Source organism: Pseudomonas sp. ChxA, from assembly GCF_030263855.1.
In the GTDB taxonomy this organism is placed as follows: domain Bacteria; phylum Pseudomonadota; class Gammaproteobacteria; order Pseudomonadales; family Pseudomonadaceae; genus Aquipseudomonas; species Aquipseudomonas fluorescens_CB.
The window spans coordinates 2,660,705-2,681,122 of sequence record NZ_JARPMK010000001.1; the positions used below are offsets into that span (position 1 = coordinate 2,660,705).

At 60.2% G+C, this 20,418-nt stretch carries 16 protein-coding genes; 9 read left to right on the top strand and 7 right to left on the bottom strand.

Annotated features, from left to right (window positions below; translation table 11 throughout):
- Positions 1-55 precede the first annotated feature (55 nt).
- The 5 genes from clpP (at position 56) to P5706_RS11990 (ending at position 7,211) form a co-directional block, all read left to right on the top strand.
- Positions 56-691, top strand: a complete 636-nt coding sequence (gene clpP, locus P5706_RS11970; RefSeq protein WP_003174822.1) for an ATP-dependent Clp endopeptidase proteolytic subunit ClpP — start codon at positions 56-58, stop codon at positions 689-691.
- 112 nt (positions 692-803) lie between these two features.
- Positions 804-2,087: an ATP-dependent Clp protease ATP-binding subunit ClpX gene (clpX, locus tag P5706_RS11975; protein ID WP_017136464.1), complete on the top strand. Its 1,284-nt coding sequence runs from the start codon at positions 804-806 to the stop codon at positions 2,085-2,087.
- Positions 2,088-2,286: 199 nt separating this feature from the next.
- Entirely contained in the window at positions 2,287-4,683 is a 2,397-nt protein-coding gene (lon, locus tag P5706_RS11980) for an endopeptidase La (RefSeq protein ID WP_200430587.1), read from the top strand.
- Between the two features lie 133 nt (positions 4,684-4,816).
- The gene (locus tag P5706_RS11985; RefSeq protein WP_221034285.1) at positions 4,817-5,104 is read left to right on the top strand and encodes an HU family DNA-binding protein; all 288 of its coding nucleotides are present in this window, start codon (positions 4,817-4,819) and stop codon (positions 5,102-5,104) included.
- Positions 5,105-5,336: 232 nt separating this feature from the next.
- Positions 5,337-7,211 (top strand): SurA N-terminal domain-containing protein, encoded by a 1,875-nt coding sequence (locus P5706_RS11990; protein WP_285679363.1) that lies wholly within the window; start codon positions 5,337-5,339, stop codon positions 7,209-7,211.
- Positions 7,212-7,373: 162 nt separating this feature from the next.
- Here P5706_RS11990 and nhaA read toward each other — a convergent pair whose 3' ends face one another.
- The 3 genes from nhaA to P5706_RS12005 form a co-directional block, all read right to left on the bottom strand.
- Positions 7,374-8,702, bottom strand: coding sequence for a Na+/H+ antiporter NhaA (gene nhaA / locus P5706_RS11995; protein ID WP_285679364.1), 1,329 nt, complete (start codon positions 8,700-8,702; stop codon positions 7,374-7,376).
- 122 nt (positions 8,703-8,824) lie between these two features.
- A complete protein-coding gene (locus P5706_RS12000; RefSeq protein WP_200430584.1) occupies positions 8,825-10,126 on the bottom strand; it encodes a chloride channel protein in 1,302 nt (433 codons plus the stop codon).
- A 22-nt stretch (positions 10,127-10,148) separates the two neighbouring features.
- The gene (locus tag P5706_RS12005; RefSeq protein WP_285679365.1) at positions 10,149-11,363 is read right to left on the bottom strand and encodes an MFS transporter; all 1,215 of its coding nucleotides are present in this window, start codon (positions 11,361-11,363) and stop codon (positions 10,149-10,151) included.
- A 119-nt stretch (positions 11,364-11,482) separates the two neighbouring features.
- Between P5706_RS12005 and P5706_RS12010 the strand changes: the two genes are divergently transcribed.
- On the top strand, positions 11,483-12,382 hold the full coding sequence (locus tag P5706_RS12010; protein ID WP_200430582.1) for a LysR family transcriptional regulator: 900 nt from the start codon (positions 11,483-11,485) through the stop codon (positions 12,380-12,382).
- Positions 12,383-12,471: 89 nt separating this feature from the next.
- On the top strand, positions 12,472-13,350 hold the full coding sequence (locus P5706_RS12015) for a DUF2242 domain-containing protein (protein WP_285679366.1): 879 nt from the start codon (positions 12,472-12,474) through the stop codon (positions 13,348-13,350).
- Position 13,351: 1 nt separating this feature from the next.
- Here the strand turns inward: P5706_RS12015 and aceE are convergent, their stop codons facing one another.
- Positions 13,352-16,012, bottom strand: a complete 2,661-nt coding sequence (gene aceE / locus P5706_RS12020) for a pyruvate dehydrogenase (acetyl-transferring), homodimeric type (RefSeq protein WP_285679367.1) — start codon at positions 16,010-16,012, stop codon at positions 13,352-13,354.
- A 145-nt stretch (positions 16,013-16,157) separates the two neighbouring features.
- On the opposite strand from aceE, the gene P5706_RS12025 reads away from it, so the two are divergent.
- Positions 16,158-16,628, top strand: a complete 471-nt coding sequence (locus P5706_RS12025) for a MarR family winged helix-turn-helix transcriptional regulator (protein WP_200430579.1) — start codon at positions 16,158-16,160, stop codon at positions 16,626-16,628.
- A gap of 126 nt (positions 16,629-16,754) precedes the next feature.
- On the opposite strand, the gene P5706_RS12030 is transcribed toward P5706_RS12025, so the two are convergent.
- Entirely contained in the window at positions 16,755-17,756 is a 1,002-nt protein-coding gene (locus P5706_RS12030; RefSeq protein ID WP_285679368.1) for a transketolase-like TK C-terminal-containing protein, read from the bottom strand.
- 93 nt (positions 17,757-17,849) lie between these two features.
- Between P5706_RS12030 and P5706_RS12035 the strand changes: the two genes are divergently transcribed.
- Positions 17,850-18,080, top strand: coding sequence for a hypothetical protein (locus tag P5706_RS12035; protein ID WP_200430754.1), 231 nt, complete (start codon positions 17,850-17,852; stop codon positions 18,078-18,080).
- Between the two features lie 8 nt (positions 18,081-18,088).
- Here the strand turns inward: P5706_RS12035 and P5706_RS12040 are convergent, their stop codons facing one another.
- Complete coding sequence (locus tag P5706_RS12040; RefSeq protein ID WP_285679369.1) at positions 18,089-19,123, bottom strand: AraC family transcriptional regulator; 1,035 nt, start codon at positions 19,121-19,123, stop codon at positions 18,089-18,091.
- A 4-nt stretch (positions 19,124-19,127) separates the two neighbouring features.
- Positions 19,128-20,258 (bottom strand): carbon-nitrogen hydrolase family protein, encoded by a 1,131-nt coding sequence (locus tag P5706_RS12045; protein ID WP_200430576.1) that lies wholly within the window; start codon positions 20,256-20,258, stop codon positions 19,128-19,130.
- Between the last annotated feature and the right edge of the window lie 160 nt (positions 20,259-20,418).

Here is a 20,418-nt window from a genome sequence, read left to right on the forward strand (position 1 = left end):
CTCGCGCTGGCTTATGCGTTTTCAAGACATGACTATTTGGGAGTAACTGCAGAGCATGTTCCGTAATTCCTATATTCAGCAGAACTCTGATATCCAGGCCGCTGGCGGCTTGGTCCCGATGGTTGTCGAGCAATCTGCTCGTGGCGAACGCGCCTATGACATCTACTCGCGCCTGCTCAAGGAACGAGTGATTTTTCTGGTCGGCCCGGTAGAGGACTACATGGCCAACCTGATCTGTGCGCAACTGCTGTTCCTTGAAGCGGAAAACCCGGACAAGGACATCCATCTTTACATCAACTCCCCGGGCGGTTCGGTCACTGCAGGCATGTCGATCTACGACACCATGCAGTTCATCAAGCCAAACGTGTCGACCACGTGCATCGGCCAGGCGTGCAGCATGGGCGCGTTCCTGCTGACCGCAGGTGCCGAGGGCAAGCGTTACTGCCTGCCTAACTCGCGCGTGATGATTCACCAGCCGTTGGGCGGTTTCCAGGGCCAGGCGTCGGACATCGAAATCCACGCCAAGGAAATCCTGTTTATTCGTGAGCGTCTGAACACGCTGATGGCCAAGCACAGCGGGCACACCCTGGAAGAAATCGAGCGTGACACCAACCGCGACAATTTCATGAGCGCTGAAGCGGCTCGTGAATACGGGTTGATCGACGCAGTGATCGAAAAGCGCCCCGCTTAATATAAGCACCGCAAAATAAGGCTGGTCGGCATGTCCGACCACCGGCGGGCTTGAAAAAGCCCGCATAAGCCTTCATCTTGTGTTGCAAGCCTATCGGATTTGGATCGAACGAATGACTGACACCCGCAACGGCGAGGACAACGGCAAGCTGCTCTATTGCTCCTTCTGCGGCAAAAGCCAGCATGAAGTACGCAAATTGATTGCCGGCCCCTCGGTGTTTATCTGCGACGAGTGCGTCGACCTGTGCAATGACATCATCCGCGAGGAGGTGCAGGAAGCCCAGGCCGAGAGCAGCGCGCATAAATTGCCTTCGCCTAAAGAAATCAGCGGCATCCTTGATCAGTATGTGATTGGTCAAGAGCGTGCAAAAAAGGTTCTGGCGGTAGCGGTGTACAACCACTACAAGCGCTTGAACCAGCGTGACAAGAAAGGCGATGAAGTCGAACTCGGCAAGAGCAACATCTTGCTGATCGGTCCTACAGGCTCGGGTAAAACCCTGCTTGCAGAGACCCTCGCTCGCCTGCTGAACGTTCCGTTCACCATCGCCGACGCCACCACCCTCACCGAGGCTGGTTACGTGGGTGAAGATGTCGAGAACATCATTCAGAAGTTGCTGCAAAAATGCGACTACGACGTAGAGAAGGCCCAGATGGGTATTGTCTACATCGACGAAATCGACAAGATTTCGCGCAAGTCCGACAACCCGTCGATCACTCGGGACGTTTCCGGTGAAGGCGTGCAGCAAGCCCTGTTGAAACTGATTGAAGGCACGGTTGCTTCCGTACCGCCACAAGGCGGCCGCAAGCACCCGCAGCAGGAATTCCTTCAGGTTGATACGCGTAACATTCTGTTCATCTGTGGCGGTGCGTTCTCGGGGCTGGAAAAAGTTATTCAGCAACGTTCCACCCGTGGCGGCATCGGTTTCGGTGCAGAAGTGCGCAGCAAGGAAGAAGGCAAGAAGGTGGGCGAGTCCCTGCGTGAAGTCGAGCCTGACGATTTGGTCAAGTTCGGTCTGATCCCGGAATTCGTAGGCCGTCTGCCGGTCCTGGCCACGTTGGACGAACTGGATGAGGCTGCTCTGATTCAGATCCTCACCGAGCCGAAAAACGCCCTGACCAAGCAATACGCCAAGCTGTTCGAGATGGAAGGTGTAGACCTCGAGTTCCGTACCGACGCACTCAAGTCAGTGGCCAAGCGGGCACTGGAGCGCAAGACCGGTGCACGTGGCCTGCGTTCGATCCTCGAAGGCGTGTTGCTCGACACCATGTACGAAATCCCCTCGCAGTCCGAGGTGAGCAAGGTGGTGATCGACGAAAGCGTTATCGAAGGCAAGTCCAAGCCACTGTATATCTACGAAAACAGTGAGCCGGCTGCCAAGGCTGCACCTGACGCGTAAGCGTCAAGCCGTCGCAGTACAAGCAAGGGCCTTTCGAGGCCCTTTCTTTTTATGTGGCGTTTTTTCGGGGCGGTTTGTGTTCTGCGGTTAAATTCGCGTTTATTCATGCGTTTAACTGCTGGCATTGAGCTTGTTTTTTTTGCGTACAGCCCCCATCTTGGTTTCAAGCTAATTTTTCAACTGTCATAGAGGCGAAATCATGAAGACAACCATTGAATTGCCTCTCCTGCCGTTGCGTGATGTCGTCGTCTATCCGCACATGGTTATCCCGCTGTTCGTGGGGCGCGAGAAGTCTATCGAAGCCCTCGAGGCTGCGATGACGGGCGACAAGCAGATCCTGCTGTTGGCCCAGAAGAATCCTGCTGATGATGATCCAGGCGAAGATGCCCTGTATCGCGTCGGCACCATTGCGACCGTATTGCAACTGCTCAAGCTGCCCGATGGCACCGTCAAGGTGCTGGTCGAAGGTGAGCAGCGCGGCGCAGTAGAGCGTTTTATGGAGGTGGACGGCCACCTGCGCGCCGAAGTGGCGCTGATCGACGAAGTCGAAGCCCCTGAGCGCGAATCCGAAGTGTTTGTGCGCAGCCTGCTTTCGCAGTTCGAACAGTATGTGCAACTGGGCAAGAAAGTCCCGGCTGAGGTGCTGTCGTCCCTCAACAGCATCGATGAGCCAAGCCGCCTGGTCGACACCATGGCCGCGCACATGGCGCTCAAGATCGAGCAGAAGCAAGACATCCTTGAAATCATCGACCTGCCGGCCCGTGTCGAACACGTGCTGGCGTTGCTGGATGGTGAAATCGACCTGCTGCAGGTTGAGAAACGCATCCGTGGTCGCGTGAAGAAACAAATGGAGCGCAGCCAGCGCGAGTACTACCTGAATGAGCAGATGAAGGCCATTCAGAAAGAACTCGGCGACAGCGAAGAAGGCCATAACGAAGTCGAAGAGCTGAAAAAGCGCATCGACGCCGCTGGCCTGCCCAAAGATGCCCTGACCAAGGCCACGGCTGAGCTGAACAAGCTCAAGCAAATGTCGCCGATGTCAGCGGAAGCCACGGTGGTGCGTTCCTACATCGACTGGCTGGTGCAGGTGCCGTGGAAGGCTCAGACCAAAGTGCGCCTGGACCTGGCCCGTGCCGAAGAAATTCTTGACGCCGACCACTACGGCCTCGAAGAAGTCAAAGAACGTATCCTCGAATACCTCGCCGTGCAAAAGCGCGTGAAGAAAATTCGTGGCCCGGTGTTGTGCCTGGTCGGCCCTCCGGGTGTGGGTAAGACCTCCCTGGCCGAGTCGATTGCCAGTGCCACTAACCGTAAGTTTGTGCGTATGGCCCTCGGTGGTGTGCGTGATGAAGCGGAAATTCGTGGTCATCGGCGTACTTACATCGGTTCGATGCCAGGAAGATTGATTCAAAAAATGACAAAGGTGGGTGTACGCAACCCGCTGTTCCTGCTCGATGAAATCGACAAAATGGGCAGCGACATGCGTGGCGATCCGGCCTCGGCATTGCTCGAAGTGCTCGACCCCGAGCAGAACCATAATTTCAACGACCATTACCTGGAAGTCGACTACGACTTGTCCGACGTAATGTTCCTGTGCACCTCCAACTCCATGAATATCCCGCCAGCCCTGCTGGACCGGATGGAGGTGATTCGTCTGCCGGGTTACACCGAAGACGAGAAGATCAACATCGCCGTCAAATACCTCGCGCCCAAGCAGATCTCGGCCAATGGCCTGAAAAAAGGCGAGATCGAATTTGAGGTCGAAGCGATCCGCGACATCGTGCGTTACTACACCCGCGAAGCCGGCGTGCGTGGCCTTGAGCGTCAGATTGCGAAGATCTGCCGCAAAGCGGTCAAAGAACACGCGCTGGAAAAACGCTTCTCGGTGAAGGTGGTTGCCGATTCCCTGGAGCACTTCCTGGGCGTGAAGAAATTCCGTTACGGCCTGGCTGAGCAGCAGGACCAGGTAGGGCAGGTGACTGGCCTGGCGTGGACCCAGGTGGGCGGCGAATTGCTGACCATCGAAGCTGCGGTGATCCCGGGCAAAGGTCAGCTTATCAAGACGGGCTCGTTGGGTGATGTGATGGTCGAGTCGATCACCGCCGCGCAGACCGTGGTGCGCAGCCGCGCCAAGAGCCTGGGGATCCCCCTGGACTTCCACGAGAAGCACGACACCCACATCCACATGCCGGAAGGGGCGACCCCTAAAGACGGCCCTAGCGCCGGTGTAGGCATGTGCACGGCACTGGTGTCGGCACTGACTGGCATTCCTGTGCGTGCCGATGTGGCGATGACCGGGGAAATTACCCTGCGGGGTCAGGTATTGGCCATCGGTGGTCTGAAAGAGAAATTGCTCGCTGCACACCGAGGCGGTATCAAGACCGTGATCATTCCGGAAGAGAATGTTCGCGACTTGAAGGAAATTCCTGACAATATCAAGCAGGATCTTCAGATTAAACCGGTTAAATGGATTGACGAGGTCCTGCAAATTGCGTTGCAATACGCGCCGGAGCCCTTGCCGGATGTGGCTCCGGAGATTGTCGCGAAGGATGAAAAACGCGAGTCCGATTCCAAGGAAAGAATTAGCACGCATTAATGCGAATGAGCCTGGGGGCTTCCTTGACAGCTTTTTAGAGCCCTTGTTATAAAGCGGCTCTTAAGTGTCTGTAGGCCATTCAGCACTGGTTTTTGCTTTCACCAAAAAACTTAGAATCATACTCAATAGATATATAAGGGGACTTAGAGTGAACAAGTCGGAACTGATTGATGCTATCGCCGCATCCGCTGATATCCCGAAAGCTGCTGCTGGCCGTGCGCTGGACGCAGTAATCGAATCCGTCACTGGCGCTCTGAAGGCCGGCGACTCCGTGGTACTGGTAGGCTTCGGTACTTTCTCTGTGACTGACCGCCCAGCTCGCACTGGCCGTAACCCACAGACTGGCAAAGCACTGCAAATCGCTGCTGCCAAAAAACCAGGTTTCAAAGCCGGTAAAGCCCTGAAAGAAGCGGTTAACTAAGCTTCGTTCAAGCCTTGCCTACCCGGGTCAGACGCAGGTCTGGCCTGGCAGCGGAGCGGCAGCTGACCCACGTATCCATCGGGTCGCCAGGGCCTGGGGTGTTGGTTCAAAACCCCGTCCGCTCCGCCAGTTACGAGAAGGCGCATCCTCGGATGCGCCTTTCTTCTATCCGGACTCTACCCACGCTCCACGGTTGCCTAATTTTTGAAGATCAACCGTTTCTGGGGGACGCATGCTGCAAAATATCAGGGACAATTCACAAGGCTGGATTGCCAAGACCATTATCGGGATCATCGTCGCTTTGATGGCGTTCACCGGTATCGAGGCCATTTTTCAGGCTTCGGGTAACAACAAGCAGGACGTGGCCAAGGTCAACGGTGAAGAAATCACCCAGACCGAACTGGGCCAGGCCGTCGACATGCAACGTCGCCAGCTTATGCAACAGCTGGGCAAGGATTTCGATGCCTCGCTGCTGGACGAAAAGCTGCTGCGCGAAGCGGCTCTGAAGGGCCTGATCGATCGCAAGCTGTTGCTGCAAGGCGCCGCGGATTCCAAGTTCGGCTTCTCTGAAGCTGCGCTGGACCAAGTGATCCTGCAGACGCCGGAATTCCAGGTGGACGGCAAGTTCAGTGCCGAACGCTTTGACCAGGTGATCCGTCAGTTGGGCTACACCCGTATGCAATTCCGTCAGATGCTGACCCAGGAAATGCTGATCGGCCAGGTTCGCGCAGGCATCGCCGGCAGTGGTTTCGTCACCGATGCCGAGGTGCTGGCTTTCGCCCGTCTGGAAAAACAGACCCGCGATTTTGCCACCGTCAACATCAAGACCGACCCTACGGCGGTGAAGCTCACCGACGACGAGGTCAAGGCTTACTACGACCAGCACGCCAAAGAGTTCATGACCCCGGATCAAGTGGTCATCGATTACCTGGAACTGAAGAAGTCGTCCTTCTTCGATCAGGTTACTGTGAAGGACGAAGATCTGCAGGCTGCCTATCAGAAAGAAACCGCCAACCTCGCTGAACAGCGTCGTGCCGCGCACATTCTGATCGAAGTCAACGACAAGACCACCGACGCGCAAGCCAAGGCCAAGATCGAAGACATCCAGGCACGCCTGGCCAAGGGTGAGAAATTCGAAGCCCTGGCCAAGGAGTTCTCCCAGGATCCAGGTTCGGCCAACAATGGCGGTGACTTGGGCTTTGCCGGCCCTGGCGTCTACGACCCGGACTTCGAAACCCCCCTGTATGCCTTGAACAAGGACCAGGTGTCGGCGCCGGTACGTACCACCTTCGGTTGGCACCTGATCAAGCTGTTAGGCGTTGAAGCACCTGAAGTGCCATCGTTTGCCAGCCTGAAAGACAAGCTGACCCGTGAGCTCAAGACCCAACAGGTCGAGCAGCGTTATGTCGAGGCGACCAAGCAATTGGAAGATGCGGCATTCGAAGCCTCCGACCTGGCTCAGCCGGCGTCCGACCTGAAGCTGACCGTACACACTTCCGCGCCGTTTGGCCGTGAAGGTGGCGAAGGTGTTGCCGCCAACCGTGCTGTGGTCACCGCTGCATTCAGCCCGGAAGTGCTGGATGAAGGTGCCAACAGCAGCGCTATCGAGCTGGACCCGGAAACCATCATCGTGCTGCGTGCCAAAGAGCATCTGAAGCCTACGCAACTGCCGCTGGAAAGCGTGTCGGCTGCGATCCGCACCCAGATGACCAAAGAGCGCGCCATCGCGGCTGCCAAAACCCATGCCGACGAGTTGATCGCCAGCCTGCGTGACGGCAAGACCCCGTTGAACCAGCCGATCGACGGCCAGGCCTGGAAGGTGACTGAAGCGGCTACCCGTAACGCTGAAGCGATCGAGCCGGCCGTGCTGCAAGCCCTGTTCCGCATGCCTAAGCCTGCGGCCAAGGACAAGCCGACCTTCACCACCGTGACCTTGGCTGACGGTAGTCTGGTGATCGTGCGCTTGAACGGCGTCAACGAAGCCGCAGCCCCTACCGACGAAGAAAAGGCGCAATACCGCCGCTTCCTCGCATCGCGTGTTGGCCAGCAGGACTTTGCTGCCTACCGTAAGCAGTTGGAAACCAAGGCTGACATCAAGAAGTTCTGATGTTGGTTTGAAAAAAAGCCCCCGGTCTGAAAGGACCGGGGGCTTTTTTTTGCGCAATGATCGGCTCAGAACTGATCGTTCCCACCCTCTGCGTGGTAATGCATCCCGTGACGCTCTGCGTCACCCGTACGCAAGTGCAGAAAGCGGGCCGCGTAGATCGGCTCAGAATTTCAGTTTCCCCCAGCTCAGCCCAATCACCGCTGCCACGGTCGAGGCCGTCAACACACTCAGTTTGGCCGCTGCCAACAGTTCCGGGTCGGAGAAGGCCAGGGACGAGATAAAGATCGACATGGTAAAACCAATCCCCGCCAGCAGGCCAACCAGGCCGACACCGCTCCAGGTGACACCGTCGGGCAGCTTGCAGATATTGAGTTTGACCAGCGTGAGACTCGCCAGCATCACGCCCAACGGCTTGCCGATCACCAAGGCGACGATCACGCCCATGAACACACCGTGGGGCAGCGGGTGCTCAAGGTTCAAGCCCTGTAGGCTGACACCGGCATTGGCCAGGGCGAACAGTGGCATCACGCCGAATGCGACCCACGGGTGCAACGCCGATTGCACGCGCTGCACCGGCGGCATCAGTTCGCGCTGGGCTTCGCGCAGTTGCTTGAGCGGCTTGGCGACCTGGTGCGCGTCTTCGGCCGGTTGCGAGAGGCGATCCATCAGCTCATTGAAGGTACGTCCGATGGTGTCCAGTGGGCGTTCAGTGGTGGGCTTGGAACTCACCGGCGTCATCAGGCCGAGGATCACCCCGGCGAGGGTCGGGTGTACGCCGGTCTTGAGCAAGCCGAACCAGACAATCGCCCCCGGCAGCAGATAGATCGCCGCTTTGCTGATGCCCATCCGTTGGAACACCAGCACTAAGGCCAACCCACCTGCGGCCACCACCAGGCCCATGTAGTCGAGGCTGGCAGTGAAGAACACGGCAATGATCAGGATCGCCACGATGTCATCGATGATGGCCAGTGCCAGCAGCAATACACGCACGCCGCTGGGGATCGATTTGCCCAACAGCGCCAGCACGCCCACGGCAAAGGCAATGTCGGTGGCGGTGGGCACGGCCCAGCCACTGGCGGCGGCGGTGCCATGATTGATCGCGGTGTAGAGGATGGCTGGCATCAGTACGCCACCCAGCGCGGCGCCCAGCGGCAGGGTCGCCAGTTTCAGATTGGCGAGTGCGCCGTCCTTTATTTCCTGGCGTATCTCCGCGCCAACCACCAGGAAGAAGATGGTCATCAGGCCATCATTGACCAGAAAATGCAGGGAGCGCGACACACTGAAATCGCCCAGCCCGAGGGTAATCAGGGTGTTCCAGAAGTGCTCGTAGGACTCGGCCGCCGGGCCGTTGGCCCAGATCAGCGCAGCAATGGCCGCCAGCAGCAGGACGATGCCGCTGACCGCTTCGATGCGTGAAAACCGCTCAAGGGCCGACAGCGCGCCCTCGGTCAATGCCTGGGGACGAGGGATCGCAGAGTGTTTTTTGGGCACGACAAATCTCCATTGGCGGCCCGACCAATGCTTTGCTTTAACCTGCGTTGTGCCCTATGCAGTCACGCACCCAGGGCGATGATAGGAAGTTGATGATTAAGTTGTAAACAATGTTGTCAGGCTTATGGGCTTTTTGTCGCTGGGTGTAGAAAACCGCGCGCCAATTGCTGGTACAACTCCGGCCCCATTCGCGAACTGACGGCCTTGGCAATCAGCGCCACCGCCATCAGGCTGATCACCATCCCGTGGCTGTCGATCATCTCCATCACGATGATCGCCGAGGTGATCGGCGATTGGGTCACAGCCGCCAGGAAGCCCACCATGCACAGCGCAATGATCGGTTGCGCTGCCAGCGCGAAAAACTCTGCAGCGTTGGCGCCCACGGCTGCGCCGACGGCCAGCGACGGGGCGAAGATGCCGCCGGGGATACCGGAAAAATAGGTGACCACCGTGGCCAGAAAACGCGTGACCGGCGCATGCCACGGCAAGCCGACATCGGCAGCAATGATCTGCGAAGTAATCCCGTAGCCGCTGCCGAAGGACATTCCGCCGCTGAGCCAACCCAACACTGCCACCACCAGCCCACACGCCCCGGCGAACCACACCGGGTGGGCACGCCGCCATTCCCAAAGCACAAACCGGTGGTAGCGCTGTGGCCACAGCAGCATGCGGCTGAACAGCCCGCCGAGCAGGCCGCAACCAATGCCGGCGGCCAACACCGGAACAATGATGTCGAGCTTGATCTCTTCAACGTCCAGGTGGCCGAAATAGTTGTAATTGCCCTGCAAGGCAATCGCGACCATCCCCGACAAGATAATCGTGCTGAGCAATACACCGCTGGTGCGGGTTTCGAGCTTGCGCCCCAACTCTTCGACTGCGAAGGCGATGCCGGCCAGCGGCGTATTGAACGCAGCGGCGATACCGGCGGCGCCGCCGGCCAGTATCAAGTCTTCGCTGCGGATGATGCGCGCATTGGGCAGGTAGCGATGGCAGAAATGCATGATCGATGCCGCCACCTGTACGGACGGCCCTTCGCGCCCGGCAGAAAAACCACCGGTCAAGGCCAGTGTGCCCAAGCCGATCTTGGCCAATGCGATGCGCAAGGACACCAGCTTGCTGACGTCCTGCCCTTTGTTGGCCAGGCGAGTGGCGGCGATGACCTGCGGAATGCCGCTGCCTTGGGCACCGGCAAAAAAGCGCGTGGTCAGCCACACCACCAGCATGCCTACCAGCGGTGTATAGAAGAAGGGCAGCCACGGGTGGGCGCTGGATTGCGCGGCGAACTGAGTGAGCGCCACGTCAGCCAGGCGCGCAAACATCACCACCATCAGCCCGGCGATGGTGGCGCCGGCCCACAGGGTGATCCGGGTGCGCCAGCGCAGTGAGGTAAAGCGGCGGCGCAGTGAAATGAACGGTTTGATCACCCGGGCGAATTCCGATTAAGTTTCAGGGTGTTTCAAGGTTAACCGTATATCCAGCGCTTGTCCTCGCGATGCGCCGCGTCGCGGCCACTGCCAACAGTATCAATCCGCCAGCCGCCCACGGGAACAACGCGACCCCCGATGTTTGCAGCAACAGGCCGCCCGCCAGCCCGCCGCCGGCAATTCCCAGGTTCCACACCGTCACCAGCATCGATTGCGCGGCATCGGCCGAGTCACCGGCAGACTTGGCCAGCGCCGTTTGCAACAGCGCCGGCAAGCCACCAAAGGCCAGGCCCCACAGCGCCACGCTGGCATATACCGCACTGGTGGAGGTCATCCACACACCCAGTGCCAGGGCCGATACCGCGAACATCGCGCAACTGATGATCAGCAGGCGCTGCAAGTGTTGATCGATCAGCACGCCCGTCAGCCAGATGCTCAGCAAGGCCATGAGGCCGAATACCAGCAATATCTGGTCGATGTCGGCGACTAACCCGGCAGGCACCAGCAGTGGCGCGATGTAGGTGTACAGAATGTTATGCGCCAGCACGTAGGTCAGGGTGACCCACAGCACCGGGCGAATGCCTGGCAGGCTCAGGACCTGGCGCAAACCCAAGCGCTTTTGCGCCGCTTGACCGGCGAAGTCCGGCAGTTGCCAGCGTGCCCACACCAGCAGCAACAGCGTCAGCCCGGTCATGATCGCAAAACTCAGGCGCCAGCCCACCGCGCTGCCGAGGAAAGTACCGGCCGGTACGCCCAGCGACAAGGCCAGCGGTGCGCCGAGCATGGCCACAGCAATCGCTCGGCCTTGCAGGTGCGAGGCCACCATTCGGCTGGCGTACCCGGCCAGCAACGCCCAGAGCAACCCGGCGAAGACGCCGGCAAAAAACCGCGCGACCAGGGTCAGCCCGTAATGGGTGGACAGTGCCGTCACGCTGTTGACCAAGGCAAAACCGCCGATGGCAATCAGCAGCAAGGGGCGCCGCCGCCAGCCTCGGGTCAATAAGGTCAGGGGAATGGCCGCGAGTAACGAGCCGAGGGCATACAGGGTCACCAGTTGGCCGACCAATGCCTGCGAAACCTGCAGCCCCTCGCTCATCTGTGGCAGCAGCCCGGCCGGCATGGCCTCGGTGAGAATCGTGATAAACCCGGCGCACGCCAAGGCCAGTAAGCCGGCGAGGGGCAGTGTGTCCTTTGCGGTCGTGATGGCCGGGTTGGCAATCGAGGGGCAGTCGCTCATGTTCCGTCTCCATGCAAAAGGTCAGGGAGGCAGAGTAGAGGGCTGTGGGTTGCGGAAAAACAGGCTAAGGTTCCGAACTTATCGGACATTCAAGTCCGCAATCAGAAAGAAGGTCGGCGATGGACAGTCTGAGTAGCCTTTCGGTGTTCGTACAGGTTGCGGAAACCCGCAGCTTCACGGCTGCGGGCCGCGTGCTGGGAGTGTCGTCTTCGGCCGTGGGCAAAAGCATCGCGCGCATGGAAGAACGCCTGGGCGTGCGGTTGTTTCATCGCAGCACACGCAGCGTCACCCTGACCGGCGAAGGTGCGCTGTTTCTTGAGCGCTCGCGGCGGATTCTGGCCGAGGTGGAGGCGGCGGAGCAGGAGCTGACTGAGGCCGGCGCCACGCCCCGAGGCACGCTGCGCATCAGCTTGCCGCAGGTGCGTGGCCTGTTGATGCCGGTGCTCAGCGACTTTATGCGCGCCTACCCGGACATCGAGCTGGATGTGGATTTTTCCGACCGCATGGTCGATGTGATCGAGGAAGGTTTTGATGCGGTGATTCGCACCGGCAAGCCGGAAGATTCGCGCTTGATGGCGCGTCATCTGGGCCATTACCAATTGGTCCTTGTGGCCACGCCGGGTTACCTGGCCCAGCATGGCACGCCGCAACAGCCGCAGGATTTGAGCAGCCACGCCTGCCTGCGCCACAAATTCTGCGCCACCGGCAAGCTCGAGCCCTGGCCACTGCGCCATGTGCCCGGCGTGGCGGAGCCGGTGTTACGTGCGCCGCTGATCAGCACCACCATCGAATCCCTTAACTATGTGGTGCACGAAGGATTGGGGATCGCCTGCCTGCCGGACTTCATGGTCAAGGAGGCGGTGCGCCAGGGGCGCCTGCAACGGGTGCTGGATGAGCATTTGGTACATCGCGGCAGTTTCTGGATGCTGTGGCCCGCGAGTCGCTTTGCCTCGGCCAAGCTGCGGGTGTTTATCGACCATATGTGCGCCGGGCTTTTTCCTGCGCACGCGGTGCAATAACGCTGTGACGTTTTACCGACAGGAATGTGCGCGCCAACCCTGCGTTCTGTTGCACAATAGCGCCCTGACTGTTTTCCTCAGGATTATCGATGTCGACATCATTTCACTTGCGTAGCCTCGGGTTGGCGCTGGTGCTGGCGGGCGCTGCGGGCTGCTCGTCCCCCAAGACCGCTATTTATGAACATGAAAATTTCGACGACTCCGGCACGTTCTCCCGTGATTACCCGGTCAGCGATGTGGCGGCCTGTGAAGCGGCGCGACGTGCGCTGTTGAGCCAGGGTTACATCATCACCAGCAGCGACCCCAAGCTGGTGGTGGGTAACAAGAGTTTCCAGCAGACCGGCGAAACCCACCTGCAAATCAGCTTCAACGTGGTGTGTGCCGACGATGGCAAAGGCGCCAAGCACTCGACCATGTTCGCCAACGCCTTGCAGGACCGCTACGCGCTGAAGAAGGTCAACAACTCCGCCAGCCTCGGCGTGGGTGTGTTGGGCTCGGTGTCGATGCCGATAGGCTCCACCGATGATTCGATGGTCAAGGTGGCGAGTGAGACGGTGACGGCGCCAAAGTTTTACGATCGCTACTTCTCGCTGGTGGATGTGTTCCTGCCCCAGGAAGTGAAGACGGCCGAGCATATTCCAGAGAAGCCCAAGGCTGAGCTGGGCGTGCCGGAGCCGAAAGCGGCTGCGCCTGCAGATAAGGCTGCGGCTGCAGATAAGGCTGAGCCTGCCGATAAAGTAGACGCTTCCAAGGCCGCGCCGCTCGCGCCGACGGTGTCGGAGCCGCTGGCACCGCCGCCTGAGGCCGCACCTATTGCACCGCAGGCCGAACCTGCGCCGGCAGCAACCCCAGCAGCGACACCAGCCCCAACCCCAGCGCCTGTGGCTGAACCAGCCCCATCGCCGACCAACCCGAACCTGCCGGCGCCGACAGAGGCGATTCCACCGCTGCCAACGCCAGCCCAGTAACTCAGACCGCTGCGGGGTTCGCTTTGTCGACGTTGATCCCGTAGCGGCTGATGGCCTTGCTCACCTTGTCACGCCCGATCACGCCGTCATCGGCCAGCGCCTTCAGCGCCGCCAGCACGATGAAGTGGCGGTCCACCTCAAAGAATTCGCGCAGGGTTTCGCGGGTGTCCGATTGCCCAAAGCCATCGGTGCCCAGCGCCACAAAACGACGGCCGTGTACAAACGGGCGAATCTGGTCGGCGAATAACTTCATATAGTCCGTCGCCACCACCACCGGCCCGCGGTGTGCGGCCAGGCTGGTTTCCACGTAGCTCGCACGCGGTTCGTCCTGTGGATGCAGCAGGTTCCAGCGCTCCACCGCGTGCCCGTCGCGGCGCAATTCGGTCAGGCTGGTGGCGCTCCAGACATTACTGGCCACGCCAAAGTCTTTGTCGAGCAGATGCGCTGCAGCAATCACTTCGCGCAGGATCGAGCCGCTGCCCATCAATTGCACCTGCGCCTGCGGGGACGTGCTCAGCGGATACAAACCTTTGAGAATCCCATCCTCCACGCCTTCGGGCAGGGCCGGGTGCGGGTAGTTTTCGTTGAGCAGGGTGATGTAGTAGTAAATGTCCTCCTGTTCGACATACATGCGCCGCATGCCTTCGCGAATGATCACCGCCAGCTCGTAGGCAAAGGTCGGGTCATAGGCGACGCAGCAGGGGATCACCGACGCCAGGATGTGGCTGTGGCCGTCGTCATGCTGCAAGCCTTCGCCCATGAGCGTGGTGCGCCCGGCCGTAGCGCCCAGCAGAAAACCGCGAGCGCGGGCATCACCGGCGGCCCAGGCGAGGTCGCCGACGCGCTGGAAGCCGAACATCGAATAGAAAATGTAGAACGGCACGGTCATCAGGCCGTGATTGCTGTAGGACGTACTCGCCGCGATCCACGAGGAAATGGCCCCGGATTCATTCAGGCCTTCCTGCATGATCTGTCCGTCTTTGCTCTCTTTGTAGTAGCTCAATTGCCCGGCGTCTTGTGGGGTGTAGAGCTGGCCGACGGCGGAGTGAATGCCGATCTGGCGGAACAGGCTTTCCATGCCGAAGGTGCGCGACTCGTCCGGCACGATGGGTACGATCAGCTTGCCCAGGTGCGGGTCTTTGAGCAGGGTGCCGAGGATGCGCACGAACGCCATGGTGGTGGAAATGGCGCGTTCGCCGGTGTCTTTGAGTTGGGTGGCAAACGCGCTCAGTTCGGGAATCTGCAAGGCCTCGACCGCAGTGTGTCGTGCCGGCACATAGCCGCCTAAAGCCTGGCGACGGGCAGCGAAGTAGCGGGCTTCTTCGCTGTCGGCGGCGGGCTTGAGGTAGGGGATTTCGTCGAGCTGGTCATCGGCCACTTCCAGGCCGAAGCGGTCGCGAAAGGCTTTTACGGCATCAGCGCCCATCTTCTTCAACTGGTGATTGATGTTCTGGCCTTCGCCCGCTTCGCCCATGCCGAAGCCCTTGACGGTTTTGGCCAGGATCACCGTCGGTTGGCCCTTGTGCCGCACGGCAGCGGCGTAGGCGTTGTAGACCTTGTCGGGGTCGTGGCCACCGCGTGAAAGTTTCCAGATATCGTCGTCGGACATGTCGGCAACCAGCGTCAGTAATTGCGGGTATTTGCCGAAGAAGTGTTCGCGCACATAGGCGCCGTTCTGGGATTTGTAGTTCTGGTAGTCGCCGTCCACGCATTCCATCATGCGTTGGCGCAACAGGCCGCTCTGGTCCTTTTCCAGCAGCGCATCCCAACCGCCGCCCCAGATCACCTTGATCACATTCCAGCCGGCGGCGCGGTACAGGCTTTCGAATTCCTGGATCACCTTGGCATTGCCACGCACGGGGCCGTCCAGGCGCTGCAGGTTGCAGTTGACCACAAAGATCAGGTTGTCGAGTTTCTCGCGGCCGGCCAGTGAGATGGCGGCCAGGGATTCCGGCTGGTCCATTTCGCCGTCGCCCAGGAATGCCCACACCTTGCGGCCTTGGTGTGGCTTGAGATCACGCAACTCCAGGTAGCGCATAAAGCGCGCCTGGTAGGCGGCGGTGATCGGGCCAAGGCCCATCGATACTGTCGGGAACTGCCAGAAGTCCGGCATCAGCCGTGGATGCGGGTAGGAGGACAAGCCCTCGCCACCGGCCTCGCGGCGGAAGTTGTCCAACTGCGCTTCGCTGATGCGGCCTTCGAGGTAGGCGCGGCCGTAAATGCCAGGGGAGGAGTGGCCCTGGATGTACACCAGGTCGCCGTCGAAGGTATCGGTTCGGCCACGGAAGAAGTGGTCGAAGCCTACGTCGTACAGCACTGCGGCTGACGCATAGGTCGCAATATGCCCACCGACACCCGAGTGTTTACCCGCACGCAGCACCATCGCCATGGCATTCCAGCGAATAAACGCATTGGTGCGACGCTCGATGGCCAGGTTGCCGGGGTAGGGCAATTGGCGGTCAACCGCGATGGTATTGACGTAAGGCGTGGTCACCCGCCCGTAGAAGTCACCATGGCGCGCAACGTCGAAATCCAGCAACTGATCAATCAGGTAGTGGGCACGCGGGCGGCCTTCGGTGGACAGCACCGATTCGATGGACTCCAGCCACTCGCGGGTTTCCTGTGGATCGTCGTCCAGTCTTACTGCGTTATTGGGGGTCATGTGAGGCTCCAGGGTAGGCGGATTTCAAGCAGCGGGCTCCTTGTGGGAGTTGCGCTAAAGTAATTGCAATTGCAATTACATGACTGAATCTAGCGCGGGATGAGCTACTATTGCAACCTTCTTGAAATTCCCCGGATGGTGTTGCATGTCGTCGAAAGAGCCAGATGTATGGTTCCGTTTTGTCAGGGCCCACAGGACGGTCATCCGTGAAATCGAACGCCGCCTGGCTGCAGCAGACCTGCCGCCCTACGCCTGGTACGACGCGTTATGGGGCCTGGAAAGCGGCCCCGACGGCACACGGCGCATGCATGAGTTGGCCGATGTGCTGGCGATTGAGCGCTACAACCTGACACGGCTGGTAGACCGCCTGGAAAAGGACGGCCTGGTGGTGCGTTCGCGCTCCGACGGTGACGGCCGCGCAGCGTTTGCCTCGATCACCGACGCTGGCCGGGTGTTGCGTAAAAAGATGTGGAAAATCTACGAAAGCACGGTGGATGAGCTGTTCCTGTCGCAAATCGAGCCTGAGCAGCGCCAGCTGTTTGCCGATACCTTGGAGCGCACGGCGGGGTTGGCGGTGGAGGCGGGCGTGCAAACCCGCAGTCGACGCAAGGCCTGAGGTGCAATGCGAGCTTGTGTGGGAGCTGGCTTGCCTGCGATAGCCTCACCGCGGTGTATCTGACACCTTGAGGTGACTGCATCGCAGGCAAGCCAGCTCCCACATGTTTGACCGCGTGCCCATGCATCACAGTGGATACCGACGCATCGCCGCTTCGACCTGCTCAGGACCAATACGGCCCTCATCCGCCAACGCCCGCAGCGCACACACCACAATCCAATACCGACTGGGCGCAGACGCCTGCACCGACCCCGCCCCCAACCCGACAAACCGCGCCTGCACATGCGCCGCCAACTGATCGACAATCACCTGTGGATACCCGGTCACGGCAATCACCGGCGCGGTGCTCCCGGCCAGGCATTCATGCAGATGGCAGCTTTGCCTGGCAGCCATCGGGTGCAGGCGATTCCAGCGCTCGGCCGCTGCTGCCTCGCGGGCCAGCCGCGTATAGCTCGGGCAACTCCACACCTGCGCCGTCACGCCCCAGTCCTGTTCGAGCAATTGTGCCGCATCGGTCACGTCTTCAAGCGCCCGGCCCGCACCGAGTAATCGCACATCCCCGACGGGGTTGCGGCGCAGCGGGTACATGCCCTTGAGCACGTCTTCACGATCCTGCGTATCGAGCATCGCTGTGCGCGCTTGATCGTGCAGCGTGAGGTAGTAAAACCCTGGCTTGCCATCGACATACAGCGCGTGAATTCCGGCCAGCACAATCGCCCGGGCTTCTTCGCCGGACGCCGGGTCATACGGCGTGCAGTGCGGGTTCGTCGCCAGCCACAATGGCAGTGAGGGTTGCGCGCCCTTGGGCCAGGCAGAGGGCTGGTTTTCGATGTCGTTGCAGAGGATGCCGCGCCGGGTGGTGGCCTCCGACAGCCCATATAACTGCGCCGACGATGCTGCACGGTGCAGGTACAGCATGGGTTTTTCGCCGGTATTGCGCGCAAACCAGCTGGGCCAATTGCCCACACGGCGGCTGTGTGATTGGCCACGAATCACCCAGGCTTGTCGGCTCAATTCCAGGGTATTGGCCATGGTCATGACCGTGTACAGCGGCGAGCCAGGCGGCGGCTCGGCACTGCTCAGTGCATCGATGCAGTGCTGCGCGGCTTGGGCGGTAGAGACAGGCATGGGTCGAGGCTCCTGGCGACAGAGGCTCTTACCCTAATTTAAATCGGCATGTTATTGCAATTGCAATGATTGTAATTGCATCTAGGTCCCGCAATGGTAAATCGATCCAACCCTGCTACGTTTTATCTTGAAGTGCAGGAACGTCATGGCGCCGACATTTTTTCGTCATCACGGCACTTTAGGCTGGGTGTGCAGGTCATTTATCTGCAGCCGCTTTTAATCAAGAAGGAGTCCACCATGGACGAATACCAAGAAGAACTGCTGGAGTACCACGCGTTTGAACTGGATCCGCTGGATCCGGCCGATGACGCCACCGAGCTGTAACACCGACTTCAGGCGGAATGCCGCTGACTGCGGCGAAATTCCCCTGGGGTCTGGTTGTTCCATCGCCTGAAGGCCCGTTGAAAGGCTTGGGCTGAGGCAAAACCGAGCAAGTAGGCGATCTCGCCGAACGCCAGTTCCGTGTCGCGAATGTAGGTCATGGCCAGATCGCGGCGGGTATCGTTAAGAATCGCGCGAAACTGCGTGCCTTCATCGGCCAGTTTGCGCCGCAGTGTCCAGGTTGGCAGCTTCAAGCGTGCCGCCACTTCTTCCAGGTCGGGTTCTCGGCCGCCATTGAGCATCGGCCCAAGCAACCTTGTAATGCGCTCGCGCAGGCTGCGGGTGCGGGTGAGCTGCTCCAACTCGTGTTCACATAACTTCAACAACAGCTGCCAGGTGCTGGGGCAATGCTGCGGGTTACGCAGGCCCAGGGTTGCCTGGTTGAGGCGCAGTTGGTTGGCCTCGGCACCGAAATGCACCGGGCTGTCACCCAGCACGCGGTACTGGTCGCTGTACTCCGGGGCTTCAAACTCGATGTCGATGCGCTGCGCCTGCACCGGTTGTTGGGCCAGGCTCGACAGTTGCTGCAACCAGCCAGCGATGATCGAGTCCACCACAAAGCGGTTGTAGGCGTTGTAGGGGCTGATGGAATAGAAGCGCAGCCAAGCGCCTTCGGCGTCCTCATGCAAGCTCGACTGGCCACGATAGTTGGAGCCGTACAGCGCTTCAAACCGCGTCAGTGCGCGCGCCGCTTCGCGTACGTTGGGCGCCTGTGCGGCGGTGACGCCAGCCAACCCCGCCTGGCTCAGACGGCTCAATTGCCCCATGCGCAGGCCCAGGCCGGGGTCGCCGGTCAGTTGGGTGGCGGCGTGGCCCAGGCGCATATAGCGCGGGATCGACAGGCGTGCCCCGGCTTCGGCAAGGCGCGCCGGGTCCAGGCCGTATTGCAGCAGCAGCGGCTGCGGGTCCAGACCATGGCTGTGGACGGCGTCGGCCAGGGACTGTACAAAGCCCACCGACAAATCCCCAAGGCGCACCGGCTTCACGGCGTTACAGCCAGATATTCAGCAGGCGCGCGCCACGGGCGTCGTTGCCCGCAGTGACGTGGCCGTCGTTGCTGAGGAAGCTGTGCCCGGCGGTGCCCAAGTCCCAGAACTGCCCACGCAGGAACACACTCATGCCGGCGCTGGCTTGGCTGATGGGCTGTTGGCTGATCAGGGTGAGGCGGCGCCAGGCTTCGCCCTCGCTGAGCTCTTCGGGCTTGAGGCTGATTTCCGGCGGCGTGGACACGCTTTTAAAGCCGCGCCATGGGCGGTCCCAGGTGTCACGGCCGGTGACGAAGGCCGGTACGGCGACCAGTTGCGCGCCTTGCTCGTTGAGCTTGCGGTAGTTGTCCGGGTACCAGCTGTCGCTGCCGATCAGGATGCCCAGGCGCCCGGCCGGGGTGTCGACCACGCTGACCTGGTTTTCATCGCCCGGGGCGATAAACCCGCGCTCATCGTAAATCGGGTAAAGCTGGCGCTGTGGGTCGCCGATGGGTAGGCCATCGGCCGCAAACACTACGCTCGCGTTGTACAGCGCCCCGTGGCCAATGTGCAGCTGGCCCTGGCTGACACTTGGGTTTGGCAGCGCAATGGAACCCGCCACCACGGTTACGCCGAATTCTTTGGCCAGGCCGCCAAACAGCACTTGATAGTCGCGGGCCATGGCCGGTGCCTTCATGCGCAGGTAGGCGTCGTCCATGCGGTTATCGCCTTTGGCGCTGATCCAGGCGCGGGCAAACTGCAATGGGTTGCTGGCCGACAGCCAATTCATCGCGTCCTTGAGGTGGGTGGCCTGGTACAGCTCATTCTTTTCGCCGCTGAGCATCAGCCAGGTGCCGATATGTTCCGGCAGCACGACGACGGTCTTGGCGTTGATCAAACCCTGGTCGCGGGCCTTTTGCAGGTAGGCCGAGAGTTTCAGGTGCAAGCGTTCCAGGCTCTGGTAATCGGCCGGGAACAGCTCGGGCTGAATGCCCAGCAGGTTGCCACGGTCGGCGGGCTCGCCTTCGTTAACGGCCAGGGTGATACGCAGGTCCGACAGGTAATGCGCCACAGGGCGCTCCTGGGTCCAGACCAGATACGCGGCGACGGCGGCAACCAGGGCCATGGAGACGGTGAACGCTAGAAGTTTACGCATGGGGCAACAGACAACAGACCGTGTGCAGGGTTCGCCGACTAGGGTAGGGCGCATGCAGCGGCTTGCCAAGGGGCACTGTGCATTTGGATCAATAACTTGTCAGTTACGGTCATTGAGCGGTAGTCCATCGCCTCTTAGTCTGTGGGACATAAACCGATGG